General features: G+C 70.9%; 23 protein-coding genes and 3 pseudogenes. 8 read left to right on the top strand and 18 right to left on the bottom strand.

The genetic code is table 11. The annotated features are described in order from the left end of the window. Positions 1 to 121: 121 nt before the first annotated feature. Positions 122 to 1,027, bottom strand: coding sequence for an NADP-dependent oxidoreductase (locus CCL05_RS31440; RefSeq protein WP_086564081.1), 906 nt, complete (start codon positions 1,025 to 1,027; stop codon positions 122 to 124). 165 nt (positions 1,028 to 1,192) lie between these two features. On the opposite strand from CCL05_RS31440, the gene CCL05_RS31435 reads away from it, so the two are divergent. Next, the gene (locus CCL05_RS31435; RefSeq protein WP_086564080.1) at positions 1,193 to 1,987 is read left to right on the top strand and encodes an SCO4651 family lipoprotein; all 795 of its coding nucleotides are present in this window, start codon (positions 1,193 to 1,195) and stop codon (positions 1,985 to 1,987) included. Positions 1,988 to 2,008: 21 nt separating this feature from the next. Here CCL05_RS31435 and CCL05_RS31430 read toward each other — a convergent pair whose 3' ends face one another. Both CCL05_RS31430 and CCL05_RS31425 read right to left on the bottom strand, forming a co-directional pair. Next, a complete protein-coding gene (locus tag CCL05_RS31430) occupies positions 2,009 to 3,472 on the bottom strand; it encodes a UbiD family decarboxylase (RefSeq protein WP_086564079.1) in 1,464 nt (487 codons plus the stop codon). Between the two features lie 66 nt (positions 3,473 to 3,538). Further along, positions 3,539 to 4,159: a non-oxidative hydroxyarylic acid decarboxylases subunit B gene (locus CCL05_RS31425; RefSeq protein ID WP_086564078.1), complete on the bottom strand. Its 621-nt coding sequence runs from the start codon at positions 4,157 to 4,159 to the stop codon at positions 3,539 to 3,541. A 40-nt stretch (positions 4,160 to 4,199) separates the two neighbouring features. Here CCL05_RS31425 and CCL05_RS31420 point away from each other — a divergent pair, with 40 nt between their 5' ends. After that, positions 4,200 to 4,703 carry a MarR family winged helix-turn-helix transcriptional regulator gene (locus CCL05_RS31420; protein WP_244204474.1) on the top strand — a complete coding sequence of 168 codons (504 nt, stop codon included), beginning with the start codon at positions 4,200 to 4,202 and terminating at the stop codon, positions 4,701 to 4,703. 62 nt (positions 4,704 to 4,765) lie between these two features. Here CCL05_RS31420 and CCL05_RS46555 read toward each other — a convergent pair. From CCL05_RS46555 to CCL05_RS31390, 7 genes and pseudogenes are all read right to left on the bottom strand, one after another. Continuing rightward, a pseudogene (locus CCL05_RS46555) lies at positions 4,766 to 5,170 on the bottom strand (alpha-galactosidase); the annotation flags it as partial. Further along, positions 5,122 to 5,529, bottom strand: a pseudogene (locus CCL05_RS46550) (glycoside hydrolase family 36 N-terminal domain-containing protein); the annotation flags it as partial. The pseudogenes CCL05_RS46555 and CCL05_RS46550, both read right to left, overlap by 49 nt. 265 nt (positions 5,530 to 5,794) lie before the next feature. Continuing rightward, positions 5,795 to 6,562, bottom strand: a complete 768-nt coding sequence (locus CCL05_RS31410; RefSeq protein WP_086564076.1) for an SDR family NAD(P)-dependent oxidoreductase — start codon at positions 6,560 to 6,562, stop codon at positions 5,795 to 5,797. A gap of 106 nt (positions 6,563 to 6,668) precedes the next feature. After that, entirely contained in the window at positions 6,669 to 7,925 is a 1,257-nt protein-coding gene (locus CCL05_RS31405) for an MFS transporter (protein WP_086564075.1), read from the bottom strand. Between the two features lie 51 nt (positions 7,926 to 7,976). Then, positions 7,977 to 8,327, bottom strand: coding sequence for a cyclophilin-like fold protein (locus tag CCL05_RS31400; protein ID WP_341868289.1), 351 nt, complete (start codon positions 8,325 to 8,327; stop codon positions 7,977 to 7,979). A gap of 186 nt (positions 8,328 to 8,513) precedes the next feature. Next, complete coding sequence (locus CCL05_RS31395) at positions 8,514 to 9,179, bottom strand: SDR family NAD(P)-dependent oxidoreductase (RefSeq protein WP_086564073.1); 666 nt, start codon at positions 9,177 to 9,179, stop codon at positions 8,514 to 8,516. Between the two features lie 77 nt (positions 9,180 to 9,256). After that, the gene (locus CCL05_RS31390; protein WP_086564072.1) at positions 9,257 to 10,273 is read right to left on the bottom strand and encodes a zinc-dependent alcohol dehydrogenase family protein; all 1,017 of its coding nucleotides are present in this window, start codon (positions 10,271 to 10,273) and stop codon (positions 9,257 to 9,259) included. Between the two features lie 170 nt (positions 10,274 to 10,443). Here CCL05_RS31390 and CCL05_RS31385 point away from each other — a divergent pair, with 170 nt between their 5' ends. Further along, positions 10,444 to 11,328, top strand: a complete 885-nt coding sequence (locus CCL05_RS31385; RefSeq protein WP_086564071.1) for a helix-turn-helix domain-containing protein — start codon at positions 10,444 to 10,446, stop codon at positions 11,326 to 11,328. After that, complete coding sequence (locus tag CCL05_RS31380) at positions 11,325 to 12,194, top strand: helix-turn-helix domain-containing protein (protein WP_086564070.1); 870 nt, start codon at positions 11,325 to 11,327, stop codon at positions 12,192 to 12,194. The genes CCL05_RS31385 and CCL05_RS31380 overlap by 4 nt, the downstream gene beginning before the upstream one ends. Before the next feature lie 14 nt (positions 12,195 to 12,208). Here the strand turns inward: CCL05_RS31380 and CCL05_RS31375 are convergent, their stop codons facing one another. The 6 genes from CCL05_RS31375 to CCL05_RS31350 all read right to left on the bottom strand — a co-directional run bounded on the left by CCL05_RS31375 (position 12,209) and on the right by CCL05_RS31350 (position 19,343). Next, a complete protein-coding gene (locus CCL05_RS31375) occupies positions 12,209 to 13,456 on the bottom strand; it encodes an MFS transporter (protein ID WP_086564069.1) in 1,248 nt (415 codons plus the stop codon). 27 nt (positions 13,457 to 13,483) lie between these two features. Then, positions 13,484 to 14,638 carry an XdhC family protein gene (locus CCL05_RS31370; RefSeq protein WP_086564068.1) on the bottom strand — a complete coding sequence of 385 codons (1,155 nt, stop codon included), beginning with the start codon at positions 14,636 to 14,638 and terminating at the stop codon, positions 13,484 to 13,486. An 85-nt stretch (positions 14,639 to 14,723) separates the two neighbouring features. Next, positions 14,724 to 16,919, bottom strand: coding sequence for a xanthine dehydrogenase family protein molybdopterin-binding subunit (locus CCL05_RS31365; RefSeq protein ID WP_086564067.1), 2,196 nt, complete (start codon positions 16,917 to 16,919; stop codon positions 14,724 to 14,726). After that, positions 16,916 to 17,896 (bottom strand): FAD binding domain-containing protein, encoded by a 981-nt coding sequence (locus tag CCL05_RS31360; protein ID WP_086564066.1) that lies wholly within the window; start codon positions 17,894 to 17,896, stop codon positions 16,916 to 16,918. Before CCL05_RS31360 ends, CCL05_RS31365 begins: the two co-directional genes overlap by 4 nt. A 6-nt stretch (positions 17,897 to 17,902) precedes the next feature. After that, positions 17,903 to 18,553, bottom strand: a complete 651-nt coding sequence (locus CCL05_RS31355; protein WP_086564065.1) for a (2Fe-2S)-binding protein — start codon at positions 18,551 to 18,553, stop codon at positions 17,903 to 17,905. 295 nt (positions 18,554 to 18,848) lie between these two features. Beyond that, complete coding sequence (locus tag CCL05_RS31350; protein ID WP_208641660.1) at positions 18,849 to 19,343, bottom strand: cupin domain-containing protein; 495 nt, start codon at positions 19,341 to 19,343, stop codon at positions 18,849 to 18,851. 95 nt (positions 19,344 to 19,438) lie between these two features. On the opposite strand from CCL05_RS31350, the pseudogene CCL05_RS45345 reads away from it, so the two are divergent. The 3 genes and pseudogenes from CCL05_RS45345 to CCL05_RS31340 form a co-directional block, all read left to right on the top strand. After that, positions 19,439 to 20,014 (top strand): annotated as a pseudogene (locus CCL05_RS45345) (LysR family transcriptional regulator); the annotation flags it as partial. 24 nt (positions 20,015 to 20,038) lie between these two features. Next, entirely contained in the window at positions 20,039 to 21,259 is a 1,221-nt protein-coding gene (locus CCL05_RS45340; RefSeq protein ID WP_167409653.1) for an MFS transporter, read from the top strand. Continuing rightward, complete coding sequence (locus CCL05_RS31340) at positions 21,256 to 22,224, top strand: LLM class flavin-dependent oxidoreductase (protein WP_086564062.1); 969 nt, start codon at positions 21,256 to 21,258, stop codon at positions 22,222 to 22,224. The genes CCL05_RS45340 and CCL05_RS31340 overlap by 4 nt, the downstream gene beginning before the upstream one ends. Before the next feature lie 201 nt (positions 22,225 to 22,425). Here the strand turns inward: CCL05_RS31340 and CCL05_RS31335 are convergent, their stop codons facing one another. After that, positions 22,426 to 23,628, bottom strand: a complete 1,203-nt coding sequence (locus tag CCL05_RS31335; RefSeq protein ID WP_208641659.1) for a PP2C family protein-serine/threonine phosphatase — start codon at positions 23,626 to 23,628, stop codon at positions 22,426 to 22,428. 155 nt (positions 23,629 to 23,783) lie between these two features. On the opposite strand from CCL05_RS31335, the gene CCL05_RS31330 reads away from it, so the two are divergent. Next, positions 23,784 to 24,284, top strand: coding sequence for an ATP-binding protein (locus tag CCL05_RS31330; protein WP_086564061.1), 501 nt, complete (start codon positions 23,784 to 23,786; stop codon positions 24,282 to 24,284). A 177-nt stretch (positions 24,285 to 24,461) separates the two neighbouring features. Here the strand turns inward: CCL05_RS31330 and CCL05_RS31325 are convergent, their stop codons facing one another. Then, the gene (locus CCL05_RS31325; protein WP_086564082.1) at positions 24,462 to 26,003 is read right to left on the bottom strand and encodes a lectin; all 1,542 of its coding nucleotides are present in this window, start codon (positions 26,001 to 26,003) and stop codon (positions 24,462 to 24,464) included. Positions 26,004 to 26,011: the final 8 nt, after the last annotated feature.

Raw genomic sequence — 26,011 nt, 5'->3', positions numbered from 1 at the left:
CGGGGTCGGGGGTGTTCAGCGGCGCGTCAGAGCGTAGCTCGGCCGGTCGACGGTGGCCGGCGCGAGGGCGCCGACGGAGACAGGGTCGGCTGTGCCCTGGTCGATGCCTTGGGGGGGGCGATCAGTCGAGGGTGAGGACGAGCTTGCCCCGGACATGTCCGGCGTCGCTGACCTGCTGGGCCGTGGCGGCCTGGTGGAGCGGGTAGGCGGTGACGGTGGTGACGACCTTGCCGGTCGCGGCGTCCTGGGCGAGGACGGCCAGGCGGGCGGCCGAGCGTTCCTGGGGGCCGCTGGCGAAGGTGATGCCGAGCTGGTGCGCGCGGAAGTCGGCGATGGTGACGATGCGCTCGGTGCCGCCGCGCAGGGCGATGGAGTCCTCCAGGGCTCCCTTCCCGGCCACGTCGAACACCGCGTCCACGCCGTCGGGGGCGAGCGCACGGACCCGCTCGACCAGGCCCTCGCCGTACACGGTCGCGATGGCGCCGAGCGAGGCGAGGTATTCCTGGTTGGCGGGACCGGCCGTGCCGATGACACGCGCCCCGCGGGCCGTGGCGAGCTGGACCGCCAGGGTTCCGACCGCTCCGGCCGCGCCGTGCATCAGCACGGTTTCCCCGGCGGTGACGCCGAGCAGGTTCAGCACCCGCTCGGCCGTCTCGCCCGCCACGGGGAGCGCGACCGCGTGCTGCCAGTCGAGGCCGGCGGGCTTGCGGGCCACGGTGGTGGCCAGCGCGTACTCGGCGTACGAGCCGGTGTCCGACCAGCCCAGCACCTCGTCACCCACCTGCACGTCCCGCACGCCCTCACCCACGGCGTCCACGACCCCGGCGAGCTCGTGACCCGGGACGGAGGGCAGCGGCGTCGGGAACAGGGCCTCCAGCGCCCCGGAGCGGATCTTGCCGTCCAGGGCGTTCAGTCCGGCCGCCCTGACCCGGACGCGGACCTGCCCGGGGCCGGGCTGCGGGACCTCGATGTCCGCCTCGCGCAGCACTTCCGTGCCTCCGAAGCGGTCGAACAGGATGGCTTTCATGACGACTCCTCTCGTGCCGCCACCCACTTAGGTGGCTGGCCACATAATCACCGTAACAGCAAACATGTGGCTAGCCAAACATTTCCCGCCGCCCGTAGCCTGTGCGAAGATCTACCGGCCCTGTCGGGCCCCATCCTGCCCACCTGACGATTCCTCGGAGAGCCCATGCGCCGCGCCTCCCTCCTCTCCGCTGCCGTCCTCCTGCTCTGCACCGCCTGTTCCGGCGGTCCGGACAATGACTCGGGGGAGAGTGCGGAGAAGGCCGTGGATCACGGGGCGGCCGTGCGCGCCGCGATAGAGAAGACGAGCGCGGACAGCGCCCGCGTGGACGAGAAGATCGAACTGCGGTCCGCCGACAGCCCCGCGACGTACGTCTTCACCATCGCCGGCGCCTTCGACCTGGCGGGTGACAGGGGCCGGCTGACGGTGGAGTTCGAGGACAGCGGCATGGACCCCGTCGAGGAGGTCTTCGTCGGCGACACCGTCTATGTGCGGGGCTCGCGGGCGGTGGACGGGAGCGAGTGGGCCTCGGCCGTCCGCAGCGAGGCCCAGACCCGCTATTTCCTGCGCGCGCCGCTGAACGACCCCGAGCACCTGCTCCGCCAGGTGAAGGCGATGCGGCAGGTGTCGAACGAGGGCGAGGAGCAGGTGAACGACGCCCCTGCGGTGCACTACCGGGGCACGATCGACCACGCCACCGCGACGCTGGGGATGACGGCGGAGACGAAACAGGGGCTGGACGACCTGCGCGAGAAGCTGGGCGACGACATGCCCGTCTACGCGGACGTGTGGGTCGACGGGAAGGGGCGCGCCGTGCAGGCCCGGCTGTCCTGCTTCGGCGGTGTGAAGGCCATGACGACGATGACGCTGTCGGACTTCGGGACGCCGGTGAAGGCCGAGGCGCCGGCGCCCGAGCAGGTCGTCCCCGTGCCGGCGGGCGAGGACGTCCTGCTGGCCTGAGCGGGCGCCGGGGAACCGGGGTCAGCCGGTCCAGTGCTCCAGGACACGCTCCTGGACCTCCCGCGGGAAGGCGAACCGGAAGGAGCTGCGAGACTCACGGCCTTCCTCGAGGGAGGGAAGCAGAGCGTCGTAGGTGACCTTCGGACCTGTCCAGCCATGCCGCTCCTCGGGCGTGTACACGGACAGCAGCGGCAGTACCTTGCCCTCGCGGACGATCCGCCGGCCGGTGGGGTGCACCCGGGTGGCCAGTGCCCACATCAGCTCCCCGGTGTCCGAGGGGTCCACGTCGTCGTCGAGGACGAAGACGCGAGGCACGACGTACTCGAAGCGCTGGGCGTCGATGACGTCGGTGATGCGCTGGGTGAGCTCGCCGGTGGACAGGCCCGGGAACGTGTCGCGCCAGTCGGCGGCGACGCTGATCACCAGCATGTGCGAGGCGGCGTCGAACGGTTCCCACGCGGAGGTGACCGGCAGGCCCGCCGAGCGCAGGGCGGCCAGAGCCTCGGCGGCGAGGGTGAGGCCGGTGGCGGTGTGGTACTCGTCGACGGGCTCGCCCTCGACCACGGTCGGCCAGATCGGGTCGTCGCGGTGGGTGATGGCCTCGATGGTGTAGACGGGCTGCAGGGAGGTCTCGTTCGGCCGGTAGCCCGCGAACTCGCCCATCGGGCCTTCGACGCCGGTGCGCTCGACGGACAGGTGCCCCTCGATGACGATCTCGGCGCTCGCAGGCACCTGGAGGTCGACGGTCTCGCACGGGACCAGCTCCAGCGGTTCGCCGAGCAGGGCGCCGAGGTAGCCGGCCTCCTCCACGCCGTCCGGCAGCGGCATGCCGGAGACGAAGGGAAGGGCCGGTTCGCCGCCCTGGACCAGGGCGAAGGGCATCGGCTCGCCGCGGTCGGCCCACTGCTGCCACACGTGCGCGATGTGCTGGGGGTGCAGCACCAGGCCGGTCATGTGCGTGCCGTCGATCATCATGATCCGGGCGATCGACCAGTTGGTGAACGAGCCGTCCGGGGTGCGGGCGACGATGGTGCCCCAGGTGTTGACGTAGGGGCCGCCGTCGCCGTCGTGCAGCAGCGGGGTCGGGAAGCGGTCCAGCGAGGCGTCCTCGCCGAGCAGGATGTTCTGCTTGCACGGCGCGCCGTCCACCAGCACGGGCGGGACCGGTTCGCGGGTGCGGGCGTCGGCGAGGGCGTCGACCATCTCGCGGGCGCCCGCGCCGGAGTCGAGGCCGAGGGAGAGCGCGATGCGGGCCAGCGGCCGGCCGGGCACGGAGCTCAGGGCGCCGGGAGCGCCGAGCAGCCGGTAACCGGGTGCCGTGCCCTTGATGTTGGTGAACAGCGGCGCCGGGGCGGCGGTCTCGTAGGAGCGGCGGATGATCGCGCCGACCTCCAGGTGGGGGTCGACGAGCCGGTCCACGGTGCGCAGGTCGCCGAGCTCGTCGAGAGCTTCGAGATAGGCACGCAGGTCCTTGATACGGGCCATGGGGGTTCCTTTCCTTCAGGCCCGCCGGGGCACGCGGATGGGGCGCCCCGGCGGGAGTTCGTCAATTCAGCCGGCCGCTCGTTCGGCGGGGGAGAGAGGCAGGGGACGGCTGTCGCGGGCGGTGGCGGGGCCCTCCCAGCGGACCGCGCGCTCGCTGTCCAGGCCGAACTGGTCCATCACCCGGGCGACGATGTGGTCGACCACGTCGTCCACGTTCGCGGGCCGGTTGTAGAAGGCCGGCACGGGAGGCAGCAGCGTGACGCCCATGCGCGACAGGGCCAGCATGTTCTCCAGGTGGATGGCCGACAGCGGGGTCTCCCGTACGACCAGCACCAGGCGCCGCTGCTCCTTCAGCTGGACGTCGGCCGCACGCGCGATCAGATCGCCGCCGTAGCCGGCCCGGATCGCGGCGAGGGTCTTCGCACTGCACGGGGTGACGACCATGCCGTCGGTGCGGAAGGATCCGCTGGAGATCGACGCCGCCTGGTCCTCCGGTCCGTGCACGACATCGGCGAGCCGGGCCACCTCGCGGGCCGTCCAGGTGGTCTCCAGCTCGACGGTGGCGCGGGCCCAGCGACTCATCACCAGGTGTGTCTCCACGTCGGGCTGCCGTTGAAGCTCCTGGAGCAGCCGGATCCCCAGAACGGCCCCGGTGGCACCCGTCATTCCTATGACCAGCCGCCGCATGATTGCTCCCTTCGTGCACGAACCATTCGTGTACGAAAATATGCGATGGGCTGGCAGAATCAAAAATCCACGCACACGTCGCTCAGCCCCGGAGGCATCCATCGCTACGCCGCAGACACCGCAGTACCTCGCGGACTCGCCGCTGCATCTGCTGCGGCGCGCCCTGCAGAGCTACACCGCAAGGTGGCAGGAAGCCGTCGGCGACGTCACCCCGCCCCAGTACTCCGTGCTGCTGACCGTCCACGCGTACCCGGGCATCGACCAGTCCCGGCTCGGTGTGACCACCGGCATCGACCCGGCCACCCTCGCGCCTCTCGTGCAGCGCCTCGAACTGAGGGGCCTGCTCGCGCGTGAGGTGGATCCCGCGAACCGCCGCCGCAAGCTGCTGACGCTCACCGAGGACGGCATGACCACCGTGGACCGGATCCGGCCGCTCGCCGACGTGGTCGACGACGCCGTCCTCGGCGACCTGCCCGACACGCAACGCGCCGCGCTGGTGGAGGCCCTGCGCTGGATCAGCGGCATCGGCCGGACTCCGGACTGAACAAGAGCTCGGACGTGGCTGATGAGGGGGTGGAGTCCGTTCGCCCAGACGGTCTCGTCGACGTACCAGTCACCGAGTCCTGCCCGGTCGTCGCGGCGGTGGCGGAACCAGCCGTCGTCCAGGACGAAGCGTTCCACGCCGACGTCGGCACCGAGGTCGGCCAGGTGGGTGAGGCGGTCGAGGTCGTGGTCGAAGTAGACGGCCTCCCAGGTGTTGAGCACCACCGGGCGGGGACGACGCGGGTGCCCGGGGCGGGAGCGCAGGTGGTCGTGGAAGCGAGCGGACAGACCGTCGAGCCGCTGGTCGCTGTGGGCGGCGTACAGCCACGGGCTCGTGTATCCCCGCCGGGGCCGAGGACCAGCTCGCCGGGCAGGAGCAGTTCGCCGGCGGCGATGACGGGGCGGCCGGTGGGCAGGCGTTCGGCCAGGACACGGTGGGTGCCGCTCCAGGCGAGGTGCAGGCCCCACACCTCGCCGTGCCCGAAGCCAAATCCCGGTGTGCCGGCCGCCAGGACCAGGGCGGCGTCATGGCCGGTCCGCCCGCTGCGGGTCTCGCGCAGCCAGGTGCCATGGGTGGACGGGCGGCGCTGCGGGGCGCGTTCGCGGCACCGGCGGCCGGTGAGATCGAGCACCTCGGTGGCGGTGTCGGGGACCGGCAGGGCGAGCATCAGGCCGTCGAGCGTGTACGGACCGACCGTGTCCTCGTTGCGGACGGTGGCGCGCATGCACACCAGCCCGGAGGGCGTGAGCCCGGCTTCCAGGACGATCCCGAGGCGGGCGGTCCGGTCGGTGGCCCGGATCCGTACCGAGGAGCCCTCGGCCTCCACTGAGGTGAGGGCGAACAGGCGTGACCAGTCGGCCCCTTGGCGATGCCCCGTCTCAGGTCACCGAGATCGGCGCCCCGGTGGAGCACGCTGGGCAGGCCGTTGCCCCGCGGGTCGAGTACCAGACTGACGCCTGCTGCCCGGAGATGGACGAGTCTCTTGACCGCGGCATCGGTGGGGGTCTTCACGGCACGGATCGTCCTCGGCGTGTCAGGGGCGGGATCAGGAGGTGACGGTGTCGGCCCGACGACGGGCTCCTGGCCCGTCCTTATCGGGCGACGTAGCCGCCGTCGACGGGGAGGGCGACTCCGACGACGAAGCCGGCCCCGGGGCTGCACAGCCACAGGACGGCCTGGGCGATCTCGTCGGCGGTTCCGAGCCGGTTGATCGGCTGGTTGGCTTCGGCTTCCGCCCGGTCGAGTTCTCCCTTGGCGATCATGTCGCTGACCATGGGGGTGTCGATGGTGCCGGGGCAGACGGCGTTGACGCGGATGCCGCGCGGGGCGTATTCGAGGGCGGCGCTGGTGGTGAGGCCGATGACGCCGTGCTTGGAGGCGTGGTAGGAGGCGCGACCGGGCAGGCCGACCAGGCCGCCGAGCGAGGAGCAGTTGACGATGGCTCCGGCGCCCTGGTCACGCATGTGCCGCAGTTCGTGCTTCATGCAGGCCCAGACGCCACGGAGGTTGATGGCGTTGACGCGGTCGAAGCGTTCGGCGGGTTCGTCGGCGGCGTCGCTGGGCGGGATCTGGATGCCCGCGTTGTTGTAGGCCATGTCGAGGCGGCCGAAGGTCTCCACGGTGCGGTCGACCGCGGCGGCGACCTGGTCCTCGTCGGTGACGTCGCACGGGAGAGCCAGGACTCGGTGCCCGGCGTCGGTGAGTTCCTTCGAGGCTGTGTTCAGCGCGGCTTCGTCGACGTCGGTGAGGGCGACGGCGGCCCCCGCCTCGGCGAAGGCGCGGGCCGTGGCAAGGCCCATGCCGGAGCCGGCGCCGGTGACGAGGGCGACCTGGCCGGTGAAGTCGTAGGTGGGGTTCACGTCGTCTCTCCCATCGCGGGTCGTTCTGTGGTTGGGGTTCTGGTTCAGTTCTTGGCGGGACTGCTCGCCTGCTCTGTGCCTTGGGCCACGTCAGCGGTGTACGCGGTCAGTGACGCGACGGCGTCTGTGCCCGCTCGTCATCCGGCGCGTGGGCCGGGGCAGGGTGCTGGGCCACGATTCGGCTCCTGCCGGAGGTGCCGCGGACGGCGAGGGCGATGAGCGGGAGCAGGGTGAGTACGGCGATGACCGTGCCGACCATGGGCGGACCGGTCACGCCGAGAGAGGAGTCCAGGGCCCTGCCCGCGATCCAGGACCCGCCGGCCACGCCGACGTTGAAGGCGGAGGTGGTCAGCGCGGACGTGAGGGTGGGCGCGTCGCCGGCGAAGCGCATGGCGAGCGAGGTGACGACGGGGTTCACCGTGAATCCGGTCAGGCCCATGAGGAAGACGAGGACGGTGGCCGTGACCGCGTTGGTGGAGAGCGGGATCATCAGGAACAGGACCAGGGCGGTGGCCGCGGCGGCCGTGATGGTGGTGGCCATCGGACGGCGCTCACCCAGACGGCCACCGGTGGTGGTGCCGCCCAGGGCGCCGACGCCGAACGCGATGAGGACGAGCGGGACGGCCCCCGCCGGTATCCCGGCGCGGTCGGTCAGCAGCGGGGTGACGTAGCTGTAGGTCGCCAGGACACCGCCCATGATCAGCATGGCGGCGCTCAGCGCCAGCCACAGCCGGCCCTGGCGCAGGGCGCCGAACTCGGCGCGCAGCGAGACGGTAGCGCGTTGTTCCTGGGCGGGGATGAAGCGGCCGATGAAGACGGCGGCGAGTGCGGAGAGGGCGGCCAGGGCCCAGAACGGGCCGCGCCAGCCGATGAACTGGCCGGCGAAGGAGCCGATGGGCACGCCCACGACGTTGGCCAGGGTCAGCCCACCGATCATGACGCCGGTCGCTCGGGTGGCCTTCTCCGGGCCCGAGGCGGCGGTGGCGACGACGAAACCGACGGACCAGAACGCTCCGGTGGCCAGCGCGGTGACGACGCGGGCGGCGAGGACGACGGTGAAGGACGTACTGAGGGCCGCCACCATGTGGCCGAGGCTGAAGACGGACAGGGCCATGATCAGCGTCTGACGCTGGGGCAGGCGCAGGGTGGCCATCGCCATCGCCGGCGAGCCGATGATCATGCCGACGGCGAAGGCGGTGATCAGCAGCCCGGCCTGGGAGGTGCTCACACCGAGGCCGGTGGACAGTTCGGGCAGCAGTCCGGCGATGACGAACTCAGTGGTTCCCATCAGGAACGTGCCAGCGGCGAGCACCCAGACGACGAGGGGGAGCTTGCCGGGGGTGGTCCCGGATGCGGGAGGCATGCGTGTGGTCTCTCCTTGAGCGGATCGGCGGAACGGCGGAACAAGGGCAGGTCAGGAGGCGGCTTCGATCGTGATGCGCTCGGCGTTGGCGAGCCGTTCGGTGTCGCGGTCGTCGACGTGGCCGAGGATGATCAGGTCGGCGGAGGCGGAGTCGCCGTCGCGGTAGAACAGGGCCAGGTTGCCCCAGGGCGCGTAGTAGGCCAGGTCGCCGGCCTTCGGTGCGGCCGGGGCCGGGGCGCCGGAGATGTCCAGCTTGCGCGGGGGATAAGCGATCCGCTCCGTCTGGTGGAAGTCCTCCAGATCGAGGCTGAGCGGGAGCAGGGAGGCGAAGTCGTCGGCTACGGCGTTGGCGTTCAGGGTGGCGTCGACCGGTTGGCCGTCGATGGTGACCTGGATGTTCATGGCGGTGTTCCTGTCGGACGATGCGGTGGATGCCGGGCGGGTCGGCGTCTGTTGCCGTCCCGAAGGGGACGACGCGGCGGGCGAGTTGTCGGAGCAGGCGGTGACGGCAAGCAGCAGGGCCGCGGCTACGGCACCACGGGCCGCCAGGGCGGAAAACGCGGTCGGCATCACGGGGCGTCCGGGGATTCAGTCGGGCAGGGGCTCGGAATAGTGGCGGAAGCCGTCACGCTCGGTGTGGATGTCGAACAGGCGCTGGGCCAGGGCGTCGGGGCTGCTGTGTTCCGCGTCGGGCCGGATGGCGCCGGGGACGATCAACTGCGCGGCGTGGATGTTCTCGGCTGCGAGCGTGTCGTGGAGCATGCGGGCGTAGGCGCTCTCGGCGGCGAAGGCGACCGAGGTGCCGGCGACCTTCGGGTTGGGTCGTACGGCACTGCCGCCGTTGACGAACAACAGCGTGCCGCGTCCCAGGTCCCGCATGCCGGGCAGGACGGCGTTCACGCAGGTGACGGGGCCCTTGACGGAGAAGGCGAGCGGGGCGTCGAGATCGTCGGCGCCGGTGTCCAGGACCGGCTTCATGAAGTCGGCCCGGGGCACGGGGCTGTACTGGAGGATCTCGACGGTCCCCAGCGAGGTCCCGGCCGCGTACAGGGCCGCGGTCAGGGACTCGATGTCGAGGACGTCGGCGGCGAAGCCGCGGGCCTCGATGCCGTCGCGCGCCAGCTCGGCCGTCAGGCTGTCCAGGCGCTGGGTGTCGCGGGCGACGAGAGCGACGGAGTGGCCGGCGGCTCCGAAGCGGCGGGCGGTGGCCAGCCCGAGACCGGGGCCGGCACCGATGAGGGCGAATGTGGTCACGGTGAGTCCTTGGTGGCGAGGGACCGTGCCGGGGCCGGGCTTCGGATGCCCGGTCCCAGCGGCGGCACGGTCTGCGGTCAGGGCTTCAGGAGGGTCTTGATGGCGCGACGCTCGTCCATCGCCTTGTAGCCTTCGGCGACCTGGTCGAGGGGCAGGGTGAGGTCGAAGACCTTGCCCGGGTCGATCCGGCCGGACAGGACGCGGTCGATCAGGTCGGGCAGGTAGCGGCGTACGGGGGCGGGGCCGCCGCGCAGACCGACCTGGGAGAAGAACACCTCCTGGCCCTCGATCAAAACGTCGTGCGGGACGCCGACGAAGCCGACGTTGCCGCCGGGCCGGGCGGAGTGCAGGGCCTGGCGCATGGACTCGGGGGTGCCGACACACTCCAGTACGGAGTCGGCGCCGATGCCGCCGGTCAGCTCCTTGACGCGGGCGATGCCTTCGTCGCCGCGTTCGGTGACGATGTCGGTGGCGCCGAACTCGCGGGCGAGCTTCTGGCGGGGCTCGTGCCGGCTCATGGCGATGATCCGCTCCGCGCCCAGCTCCCTGGCCGCGATGACACCGCACAGACCGACCGCTCCGTCGCCGACGACCACGGCGGTGGAGCCGGGCTTGACCTCGGCGGCGAGGGCGGCGTACCAGCCGGTGCCCATCACGTCGGATACGGCGAGCAGGCTGGGCACCAGATCGCCGGACGGGTGCTCGTCGGTGGCGACCAGGGTGCCGTGGGCGTTGGGTATGCGCACGTAGTCGGCCTGGCAGGCGCCCATGAACTCGCGGTTCAGACAGCTGGACTGCCAGCCGTTACGGCAGTTCACACACGTGTTGTCCGAGGTGGCGAACGAGCCGACCACGAACTGGCCCGGCTTGACGTTGGTGACCTCGCTGCCGACCTCCTCGACGATACCGACGTACTCGTGCCCCATCGGATGAGGCTCGTCCACCGGCTCCGCGCCCCGGTAGGGCCACAGGTCCGAACCGCACACGCAGGTGGCGACCGTGCGGATGACGGCGTCCGTGGGCCGGGTGATCTTCGGGTCGTCCAGGGTCTCGAAGCGCACGTCGCCGGGGGCGTGAATGACTGCTCCGCGCATGATGGTGCTTCCTTCGGTACGAGGGTTGTGAGCCGCAGCCAAAGGCAGGAATGGCTGCTCACGATCGAGCCTCACACTCGAGGGCGGGCGCGAAAAGCGGAGGAATCTATCCAGGGAGAGGAACATCCTGGGAGGAAATTCTCCCCCCTTCCCCGGGTGCGATCGGTGTCATGCTGGGAAGCATGACCAGCAATGTCACCCTGAATGAACTGGGAGAATTCCTCAAGAAGCGCCGCTCACAGCTGAGCCCGCGCACGGTCGGACTTCCTTCGACCCGCCGGCCCCGCCGGGTCGAAGGCCTGCGCCGCGAGGAGGTCGCCCAGCTCGCCTCCATCAGCACGGACTACTACACCCGGCTGGAGCAGGGCCGTATGCAGGCGTCCGCCCACGTGCTGGACACCATCGCTCGCGTCCTCCACCTGGACGACGAGGAACGCGGCTACCTCTTCCGGCTGGCGGGGAGGACCACCGTACGCACGCGGCGCCGTGGCGCGCAGAAGGTCCAGCCGCAACTGCAACGGGTGCTGGAGGACCTCACCTCCGTCCCGGCCATGGTCCAGGGGCGACGCGGTGACATCCTGGCATGGAACGCGCTGGCCGCCGCGCTGGTCACGGACTTCTCCCGCATTCCGCTCAAGCACCGCAACTACCCGCGGCTCATCTTCACCGACCCGGCGATGCGCAGCCTGTACGCCGACTGGGAGACGGCTGGGCAGGTCACCGTGGCACAGCTGCGGATGGAGGCCGCGGACCACCCCGATGATCCTCGTCTGATCGCGCTGGTCGGTGAACTGTCCATGCGCGACAAGCAGTTCGCCCGGTGGTGGGGCGATCACCGCGTCGCCGCCCGCACCGTGGGCACGAAGACCCTGGTCCATCCGGTCGTGGGCGAGGTCACCCTGGACTGCGACACCCTCACCGCCGGCACCGACCCCGATCAATACGTGACGGTATGGACCGCCGCCCCGGGAACGCCCGCGCACGACAGATTGCGCATCCTCTCCTCCTGGGCCGCCGACCAGAACCTGCCGGCCTCGTCAGGATGGGAAGCATGACCAGCAACGTTCCTCTCAACGAGCTGGGCGAGTTCCTCAAGAAGCGCCGTTCGGAACTGAGCCCGCGTACGGTCGGACTGCCGGAGACGGGCGGGCCCCGCCGGGTGGCCGGGCTGCGCCGGGAAGAGGTCGCCCACCTCGCCGCGATCAGCACGGACTACTACACACGTCTTGAGCAGGGCCGTATGCAGGCGTCCGCTCCTGTGCTGGACACCATCGCCCGCGTCCTCCACCTGGACGACGACGAGCGGGGCTATCTGTTCCAGCTCGCGGGCAAGCCCACGACCCGCACCCGGCGCCACGGCAGGCAGAAGGTACAGCCCCAGCTGCAACGCGTGCTGGACGACCTCACCGCCACCCCGGCCATCGTGCAGGGGCGGCGCGGTGACATCCTGGCCTGGAACGCGCTGGCTGCCGCCCTGGTCACGGACTTCTCCCGAATTCCGGAGAAGCACCGCAACTACCCGCGGCTCATCTTCACCGACCCGGCGATGCGCGGCCTGTACGCGGACTGGGAGGGCTCGGCGCGGATCGCCGTGGCGCAGGTGCGGATGGAGGCGGCGAAGTATCCCGAGGATCCCCGTCTCATCGAGCTGGTCGGTGAACTGTCCACGCGTGACAAGCAGTTCGCCCAGTGGTGGGGCAACCACCACGTCGCCGCCCGCACCGTGGGCACCAAGACCCTCAACCATCCGGTCGTGGGAGAACTCGTCCTGGACTGGGACACCCTCACCGCCAACACGGACCCCGACCAGCACCTGACCGTCTGGACCGCCGCTCCCGGTTCTCCCACCCACGAGCGGCTGCGCCTCCTCGCCTCCTGGGCCACCGAGCAGAACATGGCGCCCTCTTCGTCCCTCCGCTGACCGAGGCCGCCGCCTCAGTCGACGTCCTGAGCGCCACACCCGACCGACTGGTCTGCGGCCACTCGGCGCTGAGGCAGGGGCGTCCCGGAGCGGGTGGCGCGCATCAGCGCGAGTGTGGTCAGCGGTACGAGGGTGAGGGCGGCCGCCACTGTGCCGACCAGCGGGGGACCTGCTTGTCCCAGCGGTGAGGTCAGGGCCATGCCCCCCGTCCAGGAGCCGACGGCGATGCCCACGTTGGGCGCCGAGCCGCTGAGGCCGGAGACGAGGGTGGGCGCGGAACCCGAGAAGCGCAGGGCCAGCGCGCCGAGCACCGGGGTCGCGGCGAAGCCGGTCATCCCCATGACTGTCACCAGGATGACGGCCGCCACGGGGTTCGGGGAGAGCAAGGTCAACAACAGCAGCACCAGCGTGGTCGTGGCGGCTGCCGTGATGAGCGTGGCAAGGGGGCGCCGGTCGCCCAGGCGCCCGCCGAGCGTGGTGCCCAGCAGGGCGCCCAGACCGTACCCGGTCAGGACCATGGGCACGGCTTCGGCGGGCAGGCCCGCCCGCTCGGTGAGCAGGGGCGAGACATAGGTGTACGTCGCCAGGACACCGCCCATCAGCAGCGCCATGGAACTCAGCGTCAGCCAGACCCGGACATCTCGCAGCGCGGCGAACTCGGCGCGGACGGACGGCGCTTCACGCCGCTCGTCGGCAGGGATGTACCGGCCGATGACCGCCGCCGCGCCGGCTGACAACGCGGCCAGCACCCAGAACGGCCCGCGCCAGCCCGACAGCTGCCCCAGCCACGAGCCCAGGGGCACGCCCGCAACGGTGGCCACGGTCAGACCTCCCAGGAGCATGCCCAGGGCCCGTGACGTCGCTGCCGGCCCTGCCGCGGTCGTGGCCACGATCGCGCCGACACACCAGAAAGTACCTGTGGCCAGTGCGGTCACCACACGGGCCGCGAGCACGAGAGCGAAGGACGAGCCGAGCGCGGCGACCACGTGGCCGAGGGCGAAGACGACGAGCGCGAGGATCAGCGTGGAGCGCCGGGGCAGGTGCAGCGTCGCGATGGCCATCGCCGGTGCGCCGACGATCATCCCTGCCGCGAACGCCGTGATCAGCAGGCCCGCGTGAGACACACTGACATGCAGATCGTCGGCCATCTCGGGCAGCAGGCCCGCGATGACGAATTCCGTGGTGCCCATGAGAAATGTTCCGGCGGACAGCACCAGGACGACGAAGGGCAGCTTGCGGGGGCCGTCGGTCGTGGATGACATTCGGTGGCATTCTCTTTTCAGGGCGATCTATGGAATGGGCACTTCCACAGGCCGGCCGGGCTTCGGCGGTGGAAGCGGCCGGTGGATCGGTCCGGTGGCCCGGGACAGGGGCAGCCCCGTGCCCCGGTTGGTGTGGGCGATGATCTCCGCGGTGATGGAGACGGCCGTCTCCTCGGGGGTGCGGGCGCCGAGGTCGAGGCCGATCGGGGAGTGCAGGCCGGCGAGCTGTTCGTCGGGAACGCCGGCCTCGCTCAGCAGGCGGAGGCGTTCGTCATGGGTGCGCCGGGAGCCCATCGCGCCGACATAGCCCACCGGCAGGTCGAGGGCGAGCCGCAGCAGCGGGATGTCGAATCTGGCGTCGTGCGTGAGGACGCAGACGGCGGTGCGAGAGTCCACGGCCGTCCGTGACAAGGAGCGGTGGGGCCAGTCGACCACGACCTCGTCGGCGTACGGGAAGCGGGCGCGCGTGGCGAAGACGGGGCGGGCGTCGCACACGGTGACCCGGTAGCCGAGGAAGTGGCCGGCCTGGCTGAGCGCGGCGGCGAAGTCGACGGCACCGAAGATCAGCATGCGGGGGCGGGACGCGTGGACGTGGACGAGGACGGTCAGCGGCTCGGGGCAGCCGTCCCCGTTCCCGCCGACCGTGACACGGGTGGTACGCCCGGCCCGCAGCAGCGCCCGGGCCTCCGCGGCCACCAGCTCGTCCGTCGGCCCGCCGTCCAGGGTGCCGTACGTGACGCTGCCGCCGGCGACGACGCTCAGGGCGGAGCCGATGAGGCCGCGGGGGCCGGCCACCACCTGGGCCACGGCGGTGGGACGGCCCTGGGCGACGTCGGCGAGGGCGGCGGCGAGGTGCGGCTGCACCGCGGGATCGATGCACTGGACGAGGACGTCGAGGTCACCGCCGCAGGTCAGTCCTACGGCGAAGGCGTCGTCGTCGGAGTACCCGAACCGGACGCGGTGCGGGGCTCCCCGGTCGCTCAGCACCTGTCGGCACAGTTCGTAGACCGCTCCCTCGACGCATCCGCCGGAGATGCTGCCGACCGCGTTGCCGTCCTCGTCCACCGCGACCGACGTGCCGACCGGCAGCGGTGCACTGCCGGTGACGTCGACGACAGTGGCCAGGGCGAAAGGGCGTGCCTCGCGGCACCAACCGTGCAGTGTGTCCGCGATGTTCAGCATGAACGGGTCCTTCGTACAAGGGCTGAGGGGCCGCCACCGCGCCGCGGGGGAGCGTCATCACGCGGTGGCGGCCCGGGTACTCGGGTCAGAGCAACGCCTCGGCGGTGATGGGCAGTTCACGGACCCGGCGGCCGGTGGCGTTGAAGACCGCGTTGCCGATCGCGGCCGCCACACCCACCTGGACGACCTCGCCGAGCCCCTTCACCCCCAGCGCGTTGCCCGCGTTGTCCTCGCCGTCCAGGTAGATCGCCCGGACCTCGGGGACATCGGCGTTCACGGGCACGAGGTAGTCGGCGAGGTTGGCGTTGACGATCCGCCCGTCACGGTGGTCGGTGACCGTGTGCTCCAGCAGCGCCGTGCCGATGCCGCCCACGATGCCGCCGATCGCCTGGCTCTCGGCGAGCTTGGGGCTGATGATGCGGCCCGCGTCGTACACCCCGAGCATCCGCCGCACCCGCACCAGCCCCAGGGTGGCGTCGACGGCTACCTCGGCGAAGGTGGCGTTGTAGGCGTTGTAGGACTCCCGTTGGGGAGTCGGCGGACCGGCGTAGTCACCGCGTGCTTCCAGGTGGGAGCGGTCGTGGCGGGCGAGCAGACTGCGGTACGTCTCACCGCGCGCCGGGTTGCCCCGCACGTGCAGCCGTCCATTGCGCACGACGACCTCGTCGGCCGGCACTCCGTGCAGCGGCGACTCTTCGTCCTCGACGGCCAGTTCGATCGCCTGACGCCGCACCCGGTCGCAGGCGTCGACGACGGCGGATCCGACGCTGGCCATGGTCGACGAGCCGCCGTGCGGGCCGGTCTGCGGATACAGGGAGTCGCCGAGCCGGAAGGTCACCGTACGCATGGTCAGACCGAGCGCGTCGGCGGCCACCTGCGTCTGGGAGGTGTAGGTGCCCGGCCCCATGTCAGTGGTGGCCGCCTCGACCACAGCCGTGCCGTCGGCATGGAGGCGGGCCCGGGCCTGCGCGGGGAAACGCCCCGGATCGTAGACGCCGGCCGCCATCCCCAGGCCGATCAGCCAGTCTCCGTCACGGGTCGCACGGGGCCTGGGGTTACGGCGATCCCAGCCGAACTCCCGGGCACCGACCGTGTAGCACTCACGCAGCCGCCGGGTGGAGAACGGCAGGTTCTTCGCCTCGTCCTCGGACGGCTCGTTGCGCCGGCGCAACTCGATCGGGTCCACGCCGAGCCTGTGGGCCAGCTCGTCCATCGCCGACTCGATGACGAACGACGCCGACGCGAAGCCGGGGCCGCGCATCCAGATCGGGGTGTTCACATCCAGCGGCACCTGCCGGTACGTCTGGCTGACGTGGGGCATGCTGTAGAGCATCTGCCCGGGCGCCATGACCCCCTCGGTGAACGTCTCGTACGACGAGGTCTCCGCGTCGATCTCGTGGGTCGCGGCGGTCAGCCGGCCGCGCCGGTCGCTGCCCAGTCGCAGCCGGTACGCGTAGGAGGGCCGGAAACCGGTGCCGAAGTACATCTGCCGACGGCCGAGCACGAGCTTGACCGGGCGCTTCGTCTCCCGCGCGGCCACAGCGGCGACGATCGTGTGCGGCCAGCAGCGCAGCCCGCTGCCGAAGCCGCCCCCGACGAAGGGGGAGACGACCCGCACGGCGTCCGCGGGCAGGTCGAACACGGCGGCGATCTCGTCGCGGGTGCCCATCACCCACTGGGTCTTGTCCCAGACGGTGAGCCTGTCGCCGTCCCAGCGGGCGATCGTGGCGTGTGGCTCCATCGGGTTGTGGTGGTTGCGCGCCAACTGATACGTCAGGTCCAGGCGTACGGCCGCGTCGCGCAACCCGGCGTCCGCGTCACCGCGCGCGTAGGCCGTTGGTTTGCCCGGCTCGGCCTCGTGCAGGTCGGTCGAGGGCTTTTCGGCGTCGTACTCGACCTTGACCAGGCCGGCGCCGTGCTGTGCGGCCTCCAGAGTGGTGGCGACGACGACGGCGACCGGCTGGCCGTGGAAGAGCACCCGGTCGTCCTGGAACACCCGCAGCCTGCGCCCGGGCGGGTTGTTCGAGCCGGAGTTGTCGCGGTACGGCAGTTCCGGCGCGTTGCGGTGGCTGATCACCCGCAGGACGCCAGGGTGCTTTTCGGCGTCGCGGGTGTCGATGGAGGTGATGCGGCCGCGGGCGATGCTCGCGTCGACGATGACGGCGTGCACCGCTCCGTCGATGTCGTGCTCGGCGGCGTACAGCGCCTTGCCGGTGACCTTGAGCCGGCCGTCCACCCTCGACAGCGGCGCACCGACGGCGGCCTGTGGCTGAGGACTCACTTCATACCTCCTACGGTACGCAGCCGGCGTTCCACGGTCCGGTTCAGAAGCTCGACCTTGAACCGGTTGTGCTGCAGGGGACGGGCTCCGTCGGACGCGTGCCGGGCGGCCTCGGCCCACAGGCGGTCCGAGGGGCGCTCGCCGATGAGGGCCTGCTCGACGGCGGGCAGCTTCCAGGGCACGGTGCCCACACCGCCGGCGGCAACCTTGGCCTCGCGGATCACCCCGCCGCGCACATGCAGCGCGACGGCCGCCGACGTCAGGGCGAACTCGTAGGACTGGCGGTCGCGCACCTTCAGGTAGCCGGACCTCAGCGGGCGCGGCAGCGCCGGAATCTCCACCGCGGTAATCAACTCACCCTGCTTCAGGGCGTGTTCGCGGTTCGGGGTGTCGCCGGGCCTGAGGAGGAAGTCCGCGAAGGGGACACGGCGTTCCCCGTCCGGGCCCAGCAGGTGGACGGTCGCCTCCAGCGCCGCGAAGGCCACGGCGACGTCGGAGGGATGGGTGGCCACGCAGGCGTCGGAGGTGCCGAGGACGGCGTGGGTGCGGTTGTGGCCGTGCAGTGCGGCGCAACCCGAGCCGGGTTCGCGCTTGTTGCAGTCGGCGGTCACGTCCCGGAAGTAGGTGCACCGGGTGCGCTGCATGATGTTGCCGCCGATGGTCGCCATGTTCCGCAGCTGGGCCGACGCGCTCAGCTCCAGGGCCTCGGAGATGACGGGGTACAGCGAGCGCACCTTGGGATGGGCGGCGGCCTCGGCCATGCGCACCAGGGCACCGATGCGCAGCCCGCCCCGCTCGGTGACCCTGACGTCACGCAGCGGCAGGCCGGCGATGTCGACCAGGGCCTCGGGACGCTCGACGGTCTCGCGCATCAGGTCGACGAGGGTGGTGCCGCCGGCGATGTAACGCCCGCCGCGGCGCCCCGCGTCGAGGGCCTCACGGGTGCTCGCGGCCTTCGTGAAGGAGAAGGGGTGCATCGGTCCTCACTTCCGGCCGGCGGTCTGCTCGACCGCCCGCACGATCTTGACGTAGCAGCCGCAGCGGCAGATGTTGCCGCTCATCCACTCCCGGATCTCCTCCGGCGAACCGGTGTGGCCCTCCTTGATGCAGCCCACCCCGGACATGATCTGGCCGGGCGTGCAGTAGCCGCACTGAAAGGCGTCCTGGTCGACGAACGCCTGCTGCAGCGGGTGCAGTTCGTCGCCATCGGCCAGACCCTCGATCGTGGTGACCTCGGCGTCCTCCAGCCGCACCGCCAACGTCAGACACGAGTTCACTCGCTGCCCGTCGACCAGCACCGTGCACGCCCCGCAGGCCCCGGCGTTGCAGCCCTTCTTGGAGCCGGTCAGCTGGAAGTGCTCGCGCAGCAGATCCAGCAGCGACGTGCGGTTGTCCACCGTCACGGTTCGCCGGGTGCCGTTCACCGTCAGGGACACACGGCTGGAGGGCGACGTGTCGGCGGCGGCCGCCTCCTCCGGGCCGAGAAGACGCGTCCCCCCGATCACACCGCCTGCGACGACGGAACCGCCGACCACGCCAGTGGCGGCGATGAAGGTGCGCCGACTGGGGGCCGGCGAGGACTCACCGGCTCCGGCGGGGGACGGAACGGCAGACTCGGGGACTTCAGTGGACATGCATCAGCCTTCGCATCGCGGACGGATCATGCCGCGCACAGCGGCACGGCAGGAGGCGGGACCGTCGTCGCCGCAGGACCTGGACGACCGTGCAGATCACCGTCGCGGCCGGTCATGCCCGGCAGTCTGGCACCGCCGGTGAGGCCCTGGCAGGGAGAGTTTTCTCCCCCGATCCTTTTCTCCCCCCAAGGCCGAGCCGTGGTGACGTCGTGACGGCGGAGGCGGTGTCGGGCAAGCAGGACAGGGCCGGCATCCCCGCCCGGTCTGTCGTCCGAGGACCAGGAACCCGTCGGCTTCAGGCGAGGTCGGTGGCGGGTTCGGTCGCGTAGCGGCTCATCACGTCGATGTTGGCCTGTGGCGTCAGCGGACGGCCGCTGACCAGCACCTCCTGGAGTTCTCGGAAGTACTGCACGTACAGGTCGGGGGTGAATGTGCTGAGCATGACGGCGGGTTGGCCGGTCAGGTTGGCGAAGGTGTGCGGGGTACCGGGCGGCACCATCACGAGCGTGCCCGTGGTGGCGTCGTAGTCCTGGTCCCCGACGGTGAATCGCACGGTGCCGGAGAGGATGTAGAAGCCCTCGTCGTGTCGGCCGTGGCGGTGTTGCGGCGGTCCCTGGGTGTGCGGGGCGAGGACGGACTCGGTGATCGCGAGGCGGTGCCCGGTGTGGCTGCCGTCCTCCAGAACGCGCATGTGCGTGGTGCCCAGAACGATCGTCTCGCCGTCGCCGGGACCCACCACCGATACGGCCGGGTCGGTCTGCGGCTCGCTGGTCTTCGCTTCTTCGGTCATGCGCAGAGTGCACCGCCGGGGACCTGCCCGTGTCCAAGACCCATCCCGCGGTGCCGATACCTCGTGGGTATTGTTGCAGCGTGGAGCTACGGACCTTGCGCTACTTCGTGGCGGTCGCAGAGGAACTCCACTTCGGCCGGGCCGCCACCCGACTGCACATGAGTCAGCCGCCGCTGAGCCGGGCGATCAAGCAGTTGGAGACCGATGTCGGGGCCCGGCTGTTCGTCCGATCGTCCAGGGGGGTCACGCTCACTCCGGTGGGCACGGTTCTGCCCGCCGCGGCGCGGGCCCTGCTCGACCATGCCGATCGCGTCCGGGGACGCGTGAGCGCGGCGGCCGGCGTCACGACCCTCACCATCGGCATCCTGGGCGACGGCACCGACCCGGGAGTGGCCAGGCTGGCCGCCGCCTACCGCCGAAGCCACCCCGGCATCGACATCCGCATCCGCGACACCGATCTGACGGACCCGACCTGCAGGCTGCGCGCCGGACTGGTCGACGTCGCGCTGACTCGGTCGCCGTTCGACGAGACTGCCCTGGCGGTGCGTGCACTGCGGACCGATCCGGTCGGCGTGGTCCTGCGCGCCGACGATCCGCTGGCCCGCCGCGACGGTCTGCGGCTGGCCGAGCTGAGCGACCGCCGCTGGTTCCAGTTCCCGCGGGACACCGACCACTTCTTCCTTCCGGGCATCGCCATGTCGTCCTGGGTCACACGCACCCCGGATGTCCGGGATCAACTGGGCTTGTCCACCGGGCAGATGGGTCTGGTCCTGTTCGGTCTGTCCGTGGGTTCCATGATCGGCATACTGTGCTCCGGCCGTTTCGTATCCCGGTTCGGCACCCGGCCGGTGATCACACTCGGCACCCTCCTGATCATCGCGGGCACGGTCGTCATCGGTGTGGGCAGCACCGTGCCGTCGGCGCCCCTGGTCACCGCAGGACTGTGCCTGTTCGGAGCGGGCATGGGCGGGGGAGAAGTGGCGGTCAATGTGGACGGCGCCGATGTGGAGCGCATCACCGGGACCGCAGTGCTGCCCACGCTGCACGGCTGCTTCAGTCTGGGCACGGTCATCGGGGGTTCGGCCGGAATGGCGGCCACTGCCGCCGCATTCCCCGCCCACTGGCATCTGACTGTGGTCGCCCTGGTCGCCACAGGAATTCTGGTCCACGCCCTGCGTGCCGTTCCCGCCGGTATCGGCATCAGCGCCGCACCGTCGACGCCCGGGCCGGGGCCCAAGCCGCAGGTGTGGAAGGACCGGAAGCTGCTGCTGATCGGCGCCATCGTGCTGGCCATGGCGCTGGCCGAGGGCGCCGCAAACGACTGGCTGCCGCTGCTCATGGTCGACGGCCACGGCCTTGACGCCGCGATGGGCTCGCTCGTCTACGTGGGGTTCGCTGCGGCGATGACCCTGGGACGCTTCAGCGGCACGTTTCTCCTCAGTCGATTCGGGCGGGCCGCTGTCGTGCGCGCGAGCGCCGTATCCGGGGCCGTCGGACTCCTCCTGGTCATCGTCTCCGACAACGCCGTCGTAGCGGCAACAGCAGTACTCTTCTGGGGGCTTGGGGCCTCCCTCGGTTTCCCTGTGGCCCTGTCGGCGGCGGGCGACTCAGGTCCCGACCAGACCGCCCGTGTCTCTCTGGTCGCCATCATCGGCTACGTCGCCTTCCTCGTGGGGCCGCCCGCCCTCGGGTTCCTGGGCGACCACTACGGGCTGCGCTCCGCGATGGTGGTGGTTCTGGTGTTCGTCGCCACCGCCATCCTCATCGCTCCCGCCGCCGACACTCGTGACCGCACCACCGCCACCCCTGACCGCACCACCGCCACCTCTGACCGCACCACCGCCACGGTGGACGCGTCCCAGTGCACGCATCCCAGCCCGAATCCCGCAGGACACCACCAAGGAGACCGCTCATGAGCCCGCAGGAAGCGTCCGGCACGATCGGCGTCCTCCTTCCCCGCGACATCCCCCAGGCCGACGTCATCGCCTTCGCGCAGGAAGCAGACGCCTACGGTTTTGACGAACTGTGGGTCGTCGAAGACCTCGGTTACCGCGGAGGGCTTGTCCAGGCCGCCACGGTGCTGGCCTGCACGCGCCGGATCCGCGTCGGAGTCGGGCTTCTGCCCGCCGGGGCCCGCAACGTCGCCTTCGCCGCGATGGAAGTGGCCACTCTCGCCCAGCTCCACCCGGGCCGCCTCGACATCGCGGTCGGACACGGCATGCCCGACTGGATGCGCAGCGTCGGATGCTGGCCTGCCAGCCCCCTGACGCTGCTGGGCGAGTACATCCACACGCTCAAGACGCTGCTGGAGGGCAGGCCGGCCGATACGGACGGCCGTTACATCCGGCTCGACGGACTGCGCCTGGACCCGTCGGTGCTGCCCGAGCACGTCCCGGACATCTTCGCCGGCGTTCGCGGCCCCAAGTCGCTCGCTCTCGCCGGTGAAGTGGCTGACGGAACCCTGCTCGCCGAGCCGGTATCACCCGAGTACGTCCGCCAGGCCCTCACCAGCATCAACCCGCGGCGCCCGCACCGGCTCGCCGCCTACAACATCACCGTCGTCGACGACGCCCCGCACGCCGCCCTCTCCGCCGCACGGCCCGCCCTGCAACCCCTGGGCGATCCCGACTGGGCACCCCACATCATCCCCCTCGGCTTCCATGACGAGCTCGCCGCGCTGCGCCGCGCGAGCAAGAGCGTGCAGGAGTTCGCTCAGGCGATACCCGAGGAGTGGGCGGACCGGCTGGCCCTGACGGGCACTCCCGACCAGGTCCGTGCCCGCGTGCAAGACCTCTTCGAGTCAGGCGTCACGACCGCCGTCCTCAGCCCGGTCGGGCCCGACTACCGGTCCGCGCTCGCCGGTCTGGCCAAGGTCCTCTGAGATCTGCGGGCGAGTACGCCGGACCGGTGTCACACGAGGTCCGGGCCGAGCGGGAGGAGCTGGTGATCGTCCCTGGCGATCAAGCGGACCGTGTCCCTGCTCGTCGAGCCCGCCGGGGCCTTGCCGACTGGACAAGCGGCACCGCCACGGCCATACGTCCACCTGCGCTGAGCGACGCTCTCTCCGGCGCCGCGGACAAGGTCAGGTGTCGGTCCCGCCGTTCGCGCGGCGGCCTGCGGGATGAGGGCCGTGCCAGTCCAGGCACAGGACGGTGGCGTCGTCTTCCGGGTGGCCGTTGCAGGCATCGGTGACTGTGGTGGCCAGATGGCGCGCGACCTCGCGCGGGTGCTCGGCGGCGGTGTCACGGATCAGGCCGGGGAGATCGACTTTCTGCGCTTGGCGTTCTTGCATGCCGTCGGTGTAGAGCACGAGGCGGTCACCGGGGCGCAGGTCGAGGTCCTGCACCTTGTAGGGGCCCTTGTGCGCGGCGACGCCGAAGGGCAGGTTCACGGCGAGGTGCAGTTCGTCGACCGTGCCGTCGCGCAGCCGTAGGGGCCAGGGATGGCCCGCGTTGACGAGCTGGGCGGCGGTCCCGTCCAGGGCGATACGCAGCAGCTGGCCGGTGGCGAAGGTCCGTCTGCCGTGGTCCATGAGGGCCTGGTGGGTCCGGCGGGCCTGTTCGGCGAGGTCGGTCCCGGCGCGGCGGGCGCCGCGGGAGGCATTGACCAGGAGGGTGGCCATGAGGGCGGCGTCGACGTCGTGACCCATGGCGTCGGTGATGGAAAGGTGCAGGGTGTCGTGGTCGATGGCGTAGTCGTAGGTGTCACCGGCGATGTCGGCGGCCGGGACGAGGGCGCCGGCGAGGGCGAACTCGGCGGCCTCGCACGCAGGGGCCGACGGCAGGAGCTGGCGCTGGATCTCCGCGGCCAGGCTGACCGAGGTGGTGCGGTTGCCCCAGTGGTAGAGGTCGGTGAACCGGCGGTCGGTGACGATGATGTACGCCAGCGCGTGCGCGGCCTCTTCCACTTGCTCCAGCACGTCCTGTGTGACCTGGGGAAGGAGCAGCTCCAGGACACCGACGGCGTCGCCGCGGTTGGTGACGGGGGCAAACACCCGCTGCCCGCGCTCGCCCTCCGGAGCCTGCACCAGTTCCTGGGCGCGCAGGACCTCGTCGTAGACGCTGTCGTCGAAGGGAACCTGTTCGGCGCGGCGCTCCTGTCGCGTAGCCGCCTCCTCGCTGACCCGTAGCAGGCGCTGGCCGACGACGTCGACGCACAGGAACGAGACGTGCCGCGCGCCGAACCGGTCGCGCAGGTTGCGTGCCACGACATCGAGGGAGGCCACCGGTGCGGCGTCCTCCGCCGTTGCCAGAACTTCGGCCAGTCCGATCCGATCGCGTGCCACGTCAGCCTCCTTCTGGGTTGCCAACTCGTTTTCCCGCCGAGGCGACAGGCACAGCACGGCTGTGACACATGCCTCTGACCGAGTCCTGGAGGCCTGATGTGAAGATTCGGGGGTAAGCGGGTCGCAGCACGTTCGGGTACAGGGGGTGGGCCGGCATGGAGCAGGCGGCGGGCGGTGAGGTAGGGCAGGCTCTGGTGGAGAAACCCGTCTCGGTGTCAGGGGCGTTCGAGGGCAGCGAGGACATCGCCGTCGCCCGCGATCTGGCCCGCAGCTTCCTCGCCGATGTCCAGGCCGTACATGGGCTGCCGGTGTCCCGGCGCGCGATGGGCATGGTGCAGCTCGTGGTCAGCGAGCTGGTGACCAACGCCCGCAAGTACGCCCCCGGGCCGTGCCTGCTGACGCTGGAAGTCCACGGCGGCGCGGTGGAGGTGACCGTGTGGGACAGCAACCCGACGCCGCCGGCGATCCTCCCGCCCGACCCGACGCGGATCGGCCAGCACGGGCTGGAGATCGTCATGGCGGTCGGCCAGAGCTTCGCAGTCCACCGCGAACCCGTGGGCAAACGGATCACCACGGCCATCGCCCTGGCCGACGATCCGGGCGGGGACGTCACCGGCCGACGAGTTGAACCGGGGCGGTCGCCGGATCGTCGATGAAGGCCTCGATGCGCTGACCTACGTGGTACGCGGTCCTTGCCCGACCACGCGACTCTGACGGTTGATCATCAGTGCAGGTCAGGGGCCTGGCTCAGCACAATGAGGGCTCGAAGGAGGGGGCCGTCCGGGCCGGACCCGTGGGAATCGGCCCGGACGGTGTCGGTCGGCAGCGGTCGGTCAGACGCGGGTCCACTTCTGATTGGCTGCGCCGCCGCAGGTCCAGATCTGGACCTTGGTGCCGTTGGCGGTCGCGCCGCCATTGACGTCGAGGCACTTACCTGAGCCGACGGCCGTGATGGTGCCGTCGGTATTGAGGCGGAACTGCTGGTTGGACTGGCCGTTGCAGTCCCAGATGTTCACGGCGGTGCCGTTGGCGGTGGCGCCGCCGACGACGTCCAGGCACTTGGCGCCGCCGTAGACCCGCAGCTCGCCCGCGCTGGTGCTGGTGAATCGCTGGTTGGCGGTGCCGTTGCAGTCCCAGATCGCGGCGAGCGTACCGTTGGCCTGGGAGCCGCCGGTGATGTCCAGACAGCGGCCGGAGCCTTGACCCTTCAGCGAGTAGGTGCTGCTGCCGGGCGGCGTCCCGCCGGAGACCACGTACATCGCGGCCCCGTGGGCGGGGACGGAGGCACTGATGGAGCCGCTGGTCGTACTGGTGGTGTGCGCCCACAGGTCGCGTACCGAGTAACTGGACGCCGAGCCGAGGCCGATCTGCTGAGCGGACGTAGAAACGGTCGCCGTGCCGCTGCCGCGGTTGAGGAGCACCACTGCGACGGAGCCGCCCGCCATCGGCTTGGTCCACACCTCGGTGTTGCCGTTGTCGACGAGGCGGTTGCCCTGCCGGCCGCCCCAGTCCTGGTTGACCCCGATGACCTCGGTGTTGGTCAGGATCGACTTGGTGGCGGCGCTCATGGTCCGCAGGTCGTTGCCCGCGATCAAAGGCGCGTTCAGCAGCGCCCAGAGGCTGAAGTGGGCTCGGGACTCGGTGTCGGACAGGCCGTTCCCGACCTCCAGCATGTCCGGGTCGTTCCAGGCACCGGGGCGGGAGAAGCCCGCCCAGCCGGGCTGGGCGTCCAGGATGCCCATCACGGAGTTCCAGTTGGCCTGGATGTCGCCCGTGTTGCGCCAGGAGTTGCCGGTGGCGGGGCCCCAGGTGCCGACCTGGTCCTGGCCCCAGTTGCAGAGGGCGAAGAGGATGGGGCGGCCTGTCCTGGCGAGAGCGTCGCGCATGGCGGTGTAGCGTTCCTGGCCGCTGCGGCCCTGGTGGTCACCGCAGTTGTCGTACTTGAGATAGTCGATGCCCCAGGATGCCCACAGGTTGGCGTCCCGCTGCTCGTTGCCGAGGCTGGCGGGGTAACCGGCGCAGGTGGTCAGGCCGGCCGACGAGTAGATGCCGAGCTTCAGCCCCTTGCCGTGAACATAGTCGGCGACTGCCTTCATGCCGTTGGGGAACTTGACCGGGTCCGGGACCAGGTTGCCACCGGCGTCACGGTTCCGCGTCGACCAGCAGTCGTCGATGTTGACGTACTGGTAGCCGGCCGCGGCCATGCCGCTGGAGACCATCGCGTCGGCGGTCTCCCGGATCAAACGGTCACTCACGTTGCAGCCGAAGCTGTTCCAGTCGTTCCAGCCCAACTGCGGGGTACGGGCAAGGCCGTTGTCGAGGGCCTGAGCCTGGGGGGCGGGTAAGAGGGCGACAGGTACCGCGGCGGCCACCAGGGCCGCCG

The organism is Streptomyces africanus, assembly GCF_002150735.1.
GTDB classification, from domain to species: Bacteria; Actinomycetota; Actinomycetes; order Streptomycetales; family Streptomycetaceae; genus Streptomyces; species Streptomyces africanus.
Note: the sequence above shows the minus strand (reverse complement) of the source record. Positions and strands in the feature narration are given on the sequence as shown.

Coding starts and splice junctions, on each gene's coding strand:
- CCL05_RS31440 (WP_086564081.1), bottom strand. CDS start 1,027: ATGAAAGCCATCCTGTTCGACCGCTTCGGAGGCACGGAAGTGCTGCGC.
- CCL05_RS31435 (WP_086564080.1), top strand. CDS start 1,193: ATGCGCCGCGCCTCCCTCCTCTCCGCTGCCGTCCTCCTGCTCTGCACC.
- CCL05_RS31430 (WP_086564079.1), bottom strand. CDS start 3,472: ATGGCCCGTATCAAGGACCTGCGTGCCTATCTCGAAGCTCTCGACGAG.
- CCL05_RS31425 (WP_086564078.1), bottom strand. CDS start 4,159: ATGCGGCGGCTGGTCATAGGAATGACGGGTGCCACCGGGGCCGTTCTG.
- CCL05_RS31420 (WP_244204474.1), top strand. CDS start 4,200: ATGCGATGGGCTGGCAGAATCAAAAATCCACGCACACGTCGCTCAGCC.
- CCL05_RS31405 (WP_086564075.1), bottom strand. CDS start 7,925: ATGCCTCCCGCATCCGGGACCACCCCCGGCAAGCTCCCCCTCGTCGTC.
- CCL05_RS31400 (WP_341868289.1), bottom strand. CDS start 8,327: ATGAACATCCAGGTCACCATCGACGGCCAACCGGTCGACGCCACCCTG.
- CCL05_RS31390 (WP_086564072.1), bottom strand. CDS start 10,273: ATGCGCGGAGCAGTCATTCACGCCCCCGGCGACGTGCGCTTCGAGACC.
- CCL05_RS31385 (WP_086564071.1), top strand. CDS start 10,444: ATGCTGGGAAGCATGACCAGCAATGTCACCCTGAATGAACTGGGAGAA.
- CCL05_RS31380 (WP_086564070.1), top strand. CDS start 11,325: ATGACCAGCAACGTTCCTCTCAACGAGCTGGGCGAGTTCCTCAAGAAG.
- CCL05_RS31375 (WP_086564069.1), bottom strand. CDS start 13,456: ATGTCATCCACGACCGACGGCCCCCGCAAGCTGCCCTTCGTCGTCCTG.
- CCL05_RS31370 (WP_086564068.1), bottom strand. CDS start 14,638: ATGCTGAACATCGCGGACACACTGCACGGTTGGTGCCGCGAGGCACGC.
- CCL05_RS31360 (WP_086564066.1), bottom strand. CDS start 17,896: ATGCACCCCTTCTCCTTCACGAAGGCCGCGAGCACCCGTGAGGCCCTC.
- CCL05_RS31355 (WP_086564065.1), bottom strand. CDS start 18,553: ATGTCCACTGAAGTCCCCGAGTCTGCCGTTCCGTCCCCCGCCGGAGCC.
- CCL05_RS31350 (WP_208641660.1), bottom strand. CDS start 19,343: ATGACCGAAGAAGCGAAGACCAGCGAGCCGCAGACCGACCCGGCCGTA.
- CCL05_RS45340 (WP_167409653.1), top strand. CDS start 20,039: ATGTCGTCCTGGGTCACACGCACCCCGGATGTCCGGGATCAACTGGGC.
- CCL05_RS31340 (WP_086564062.1), top strand. CDS start 21,256: ATGAGCCCGCAGGAAGCGTCCGGCACGATCGGCGTCCTCCTTCCCCGC.
- CCL05_RS31330 (WP_086564061.1), top strand. CDS start 23,784: ATGGAGCAGGCGGCGGGCGGTGAGGTAGGGCAGGCTCTGGTGGAGAAA.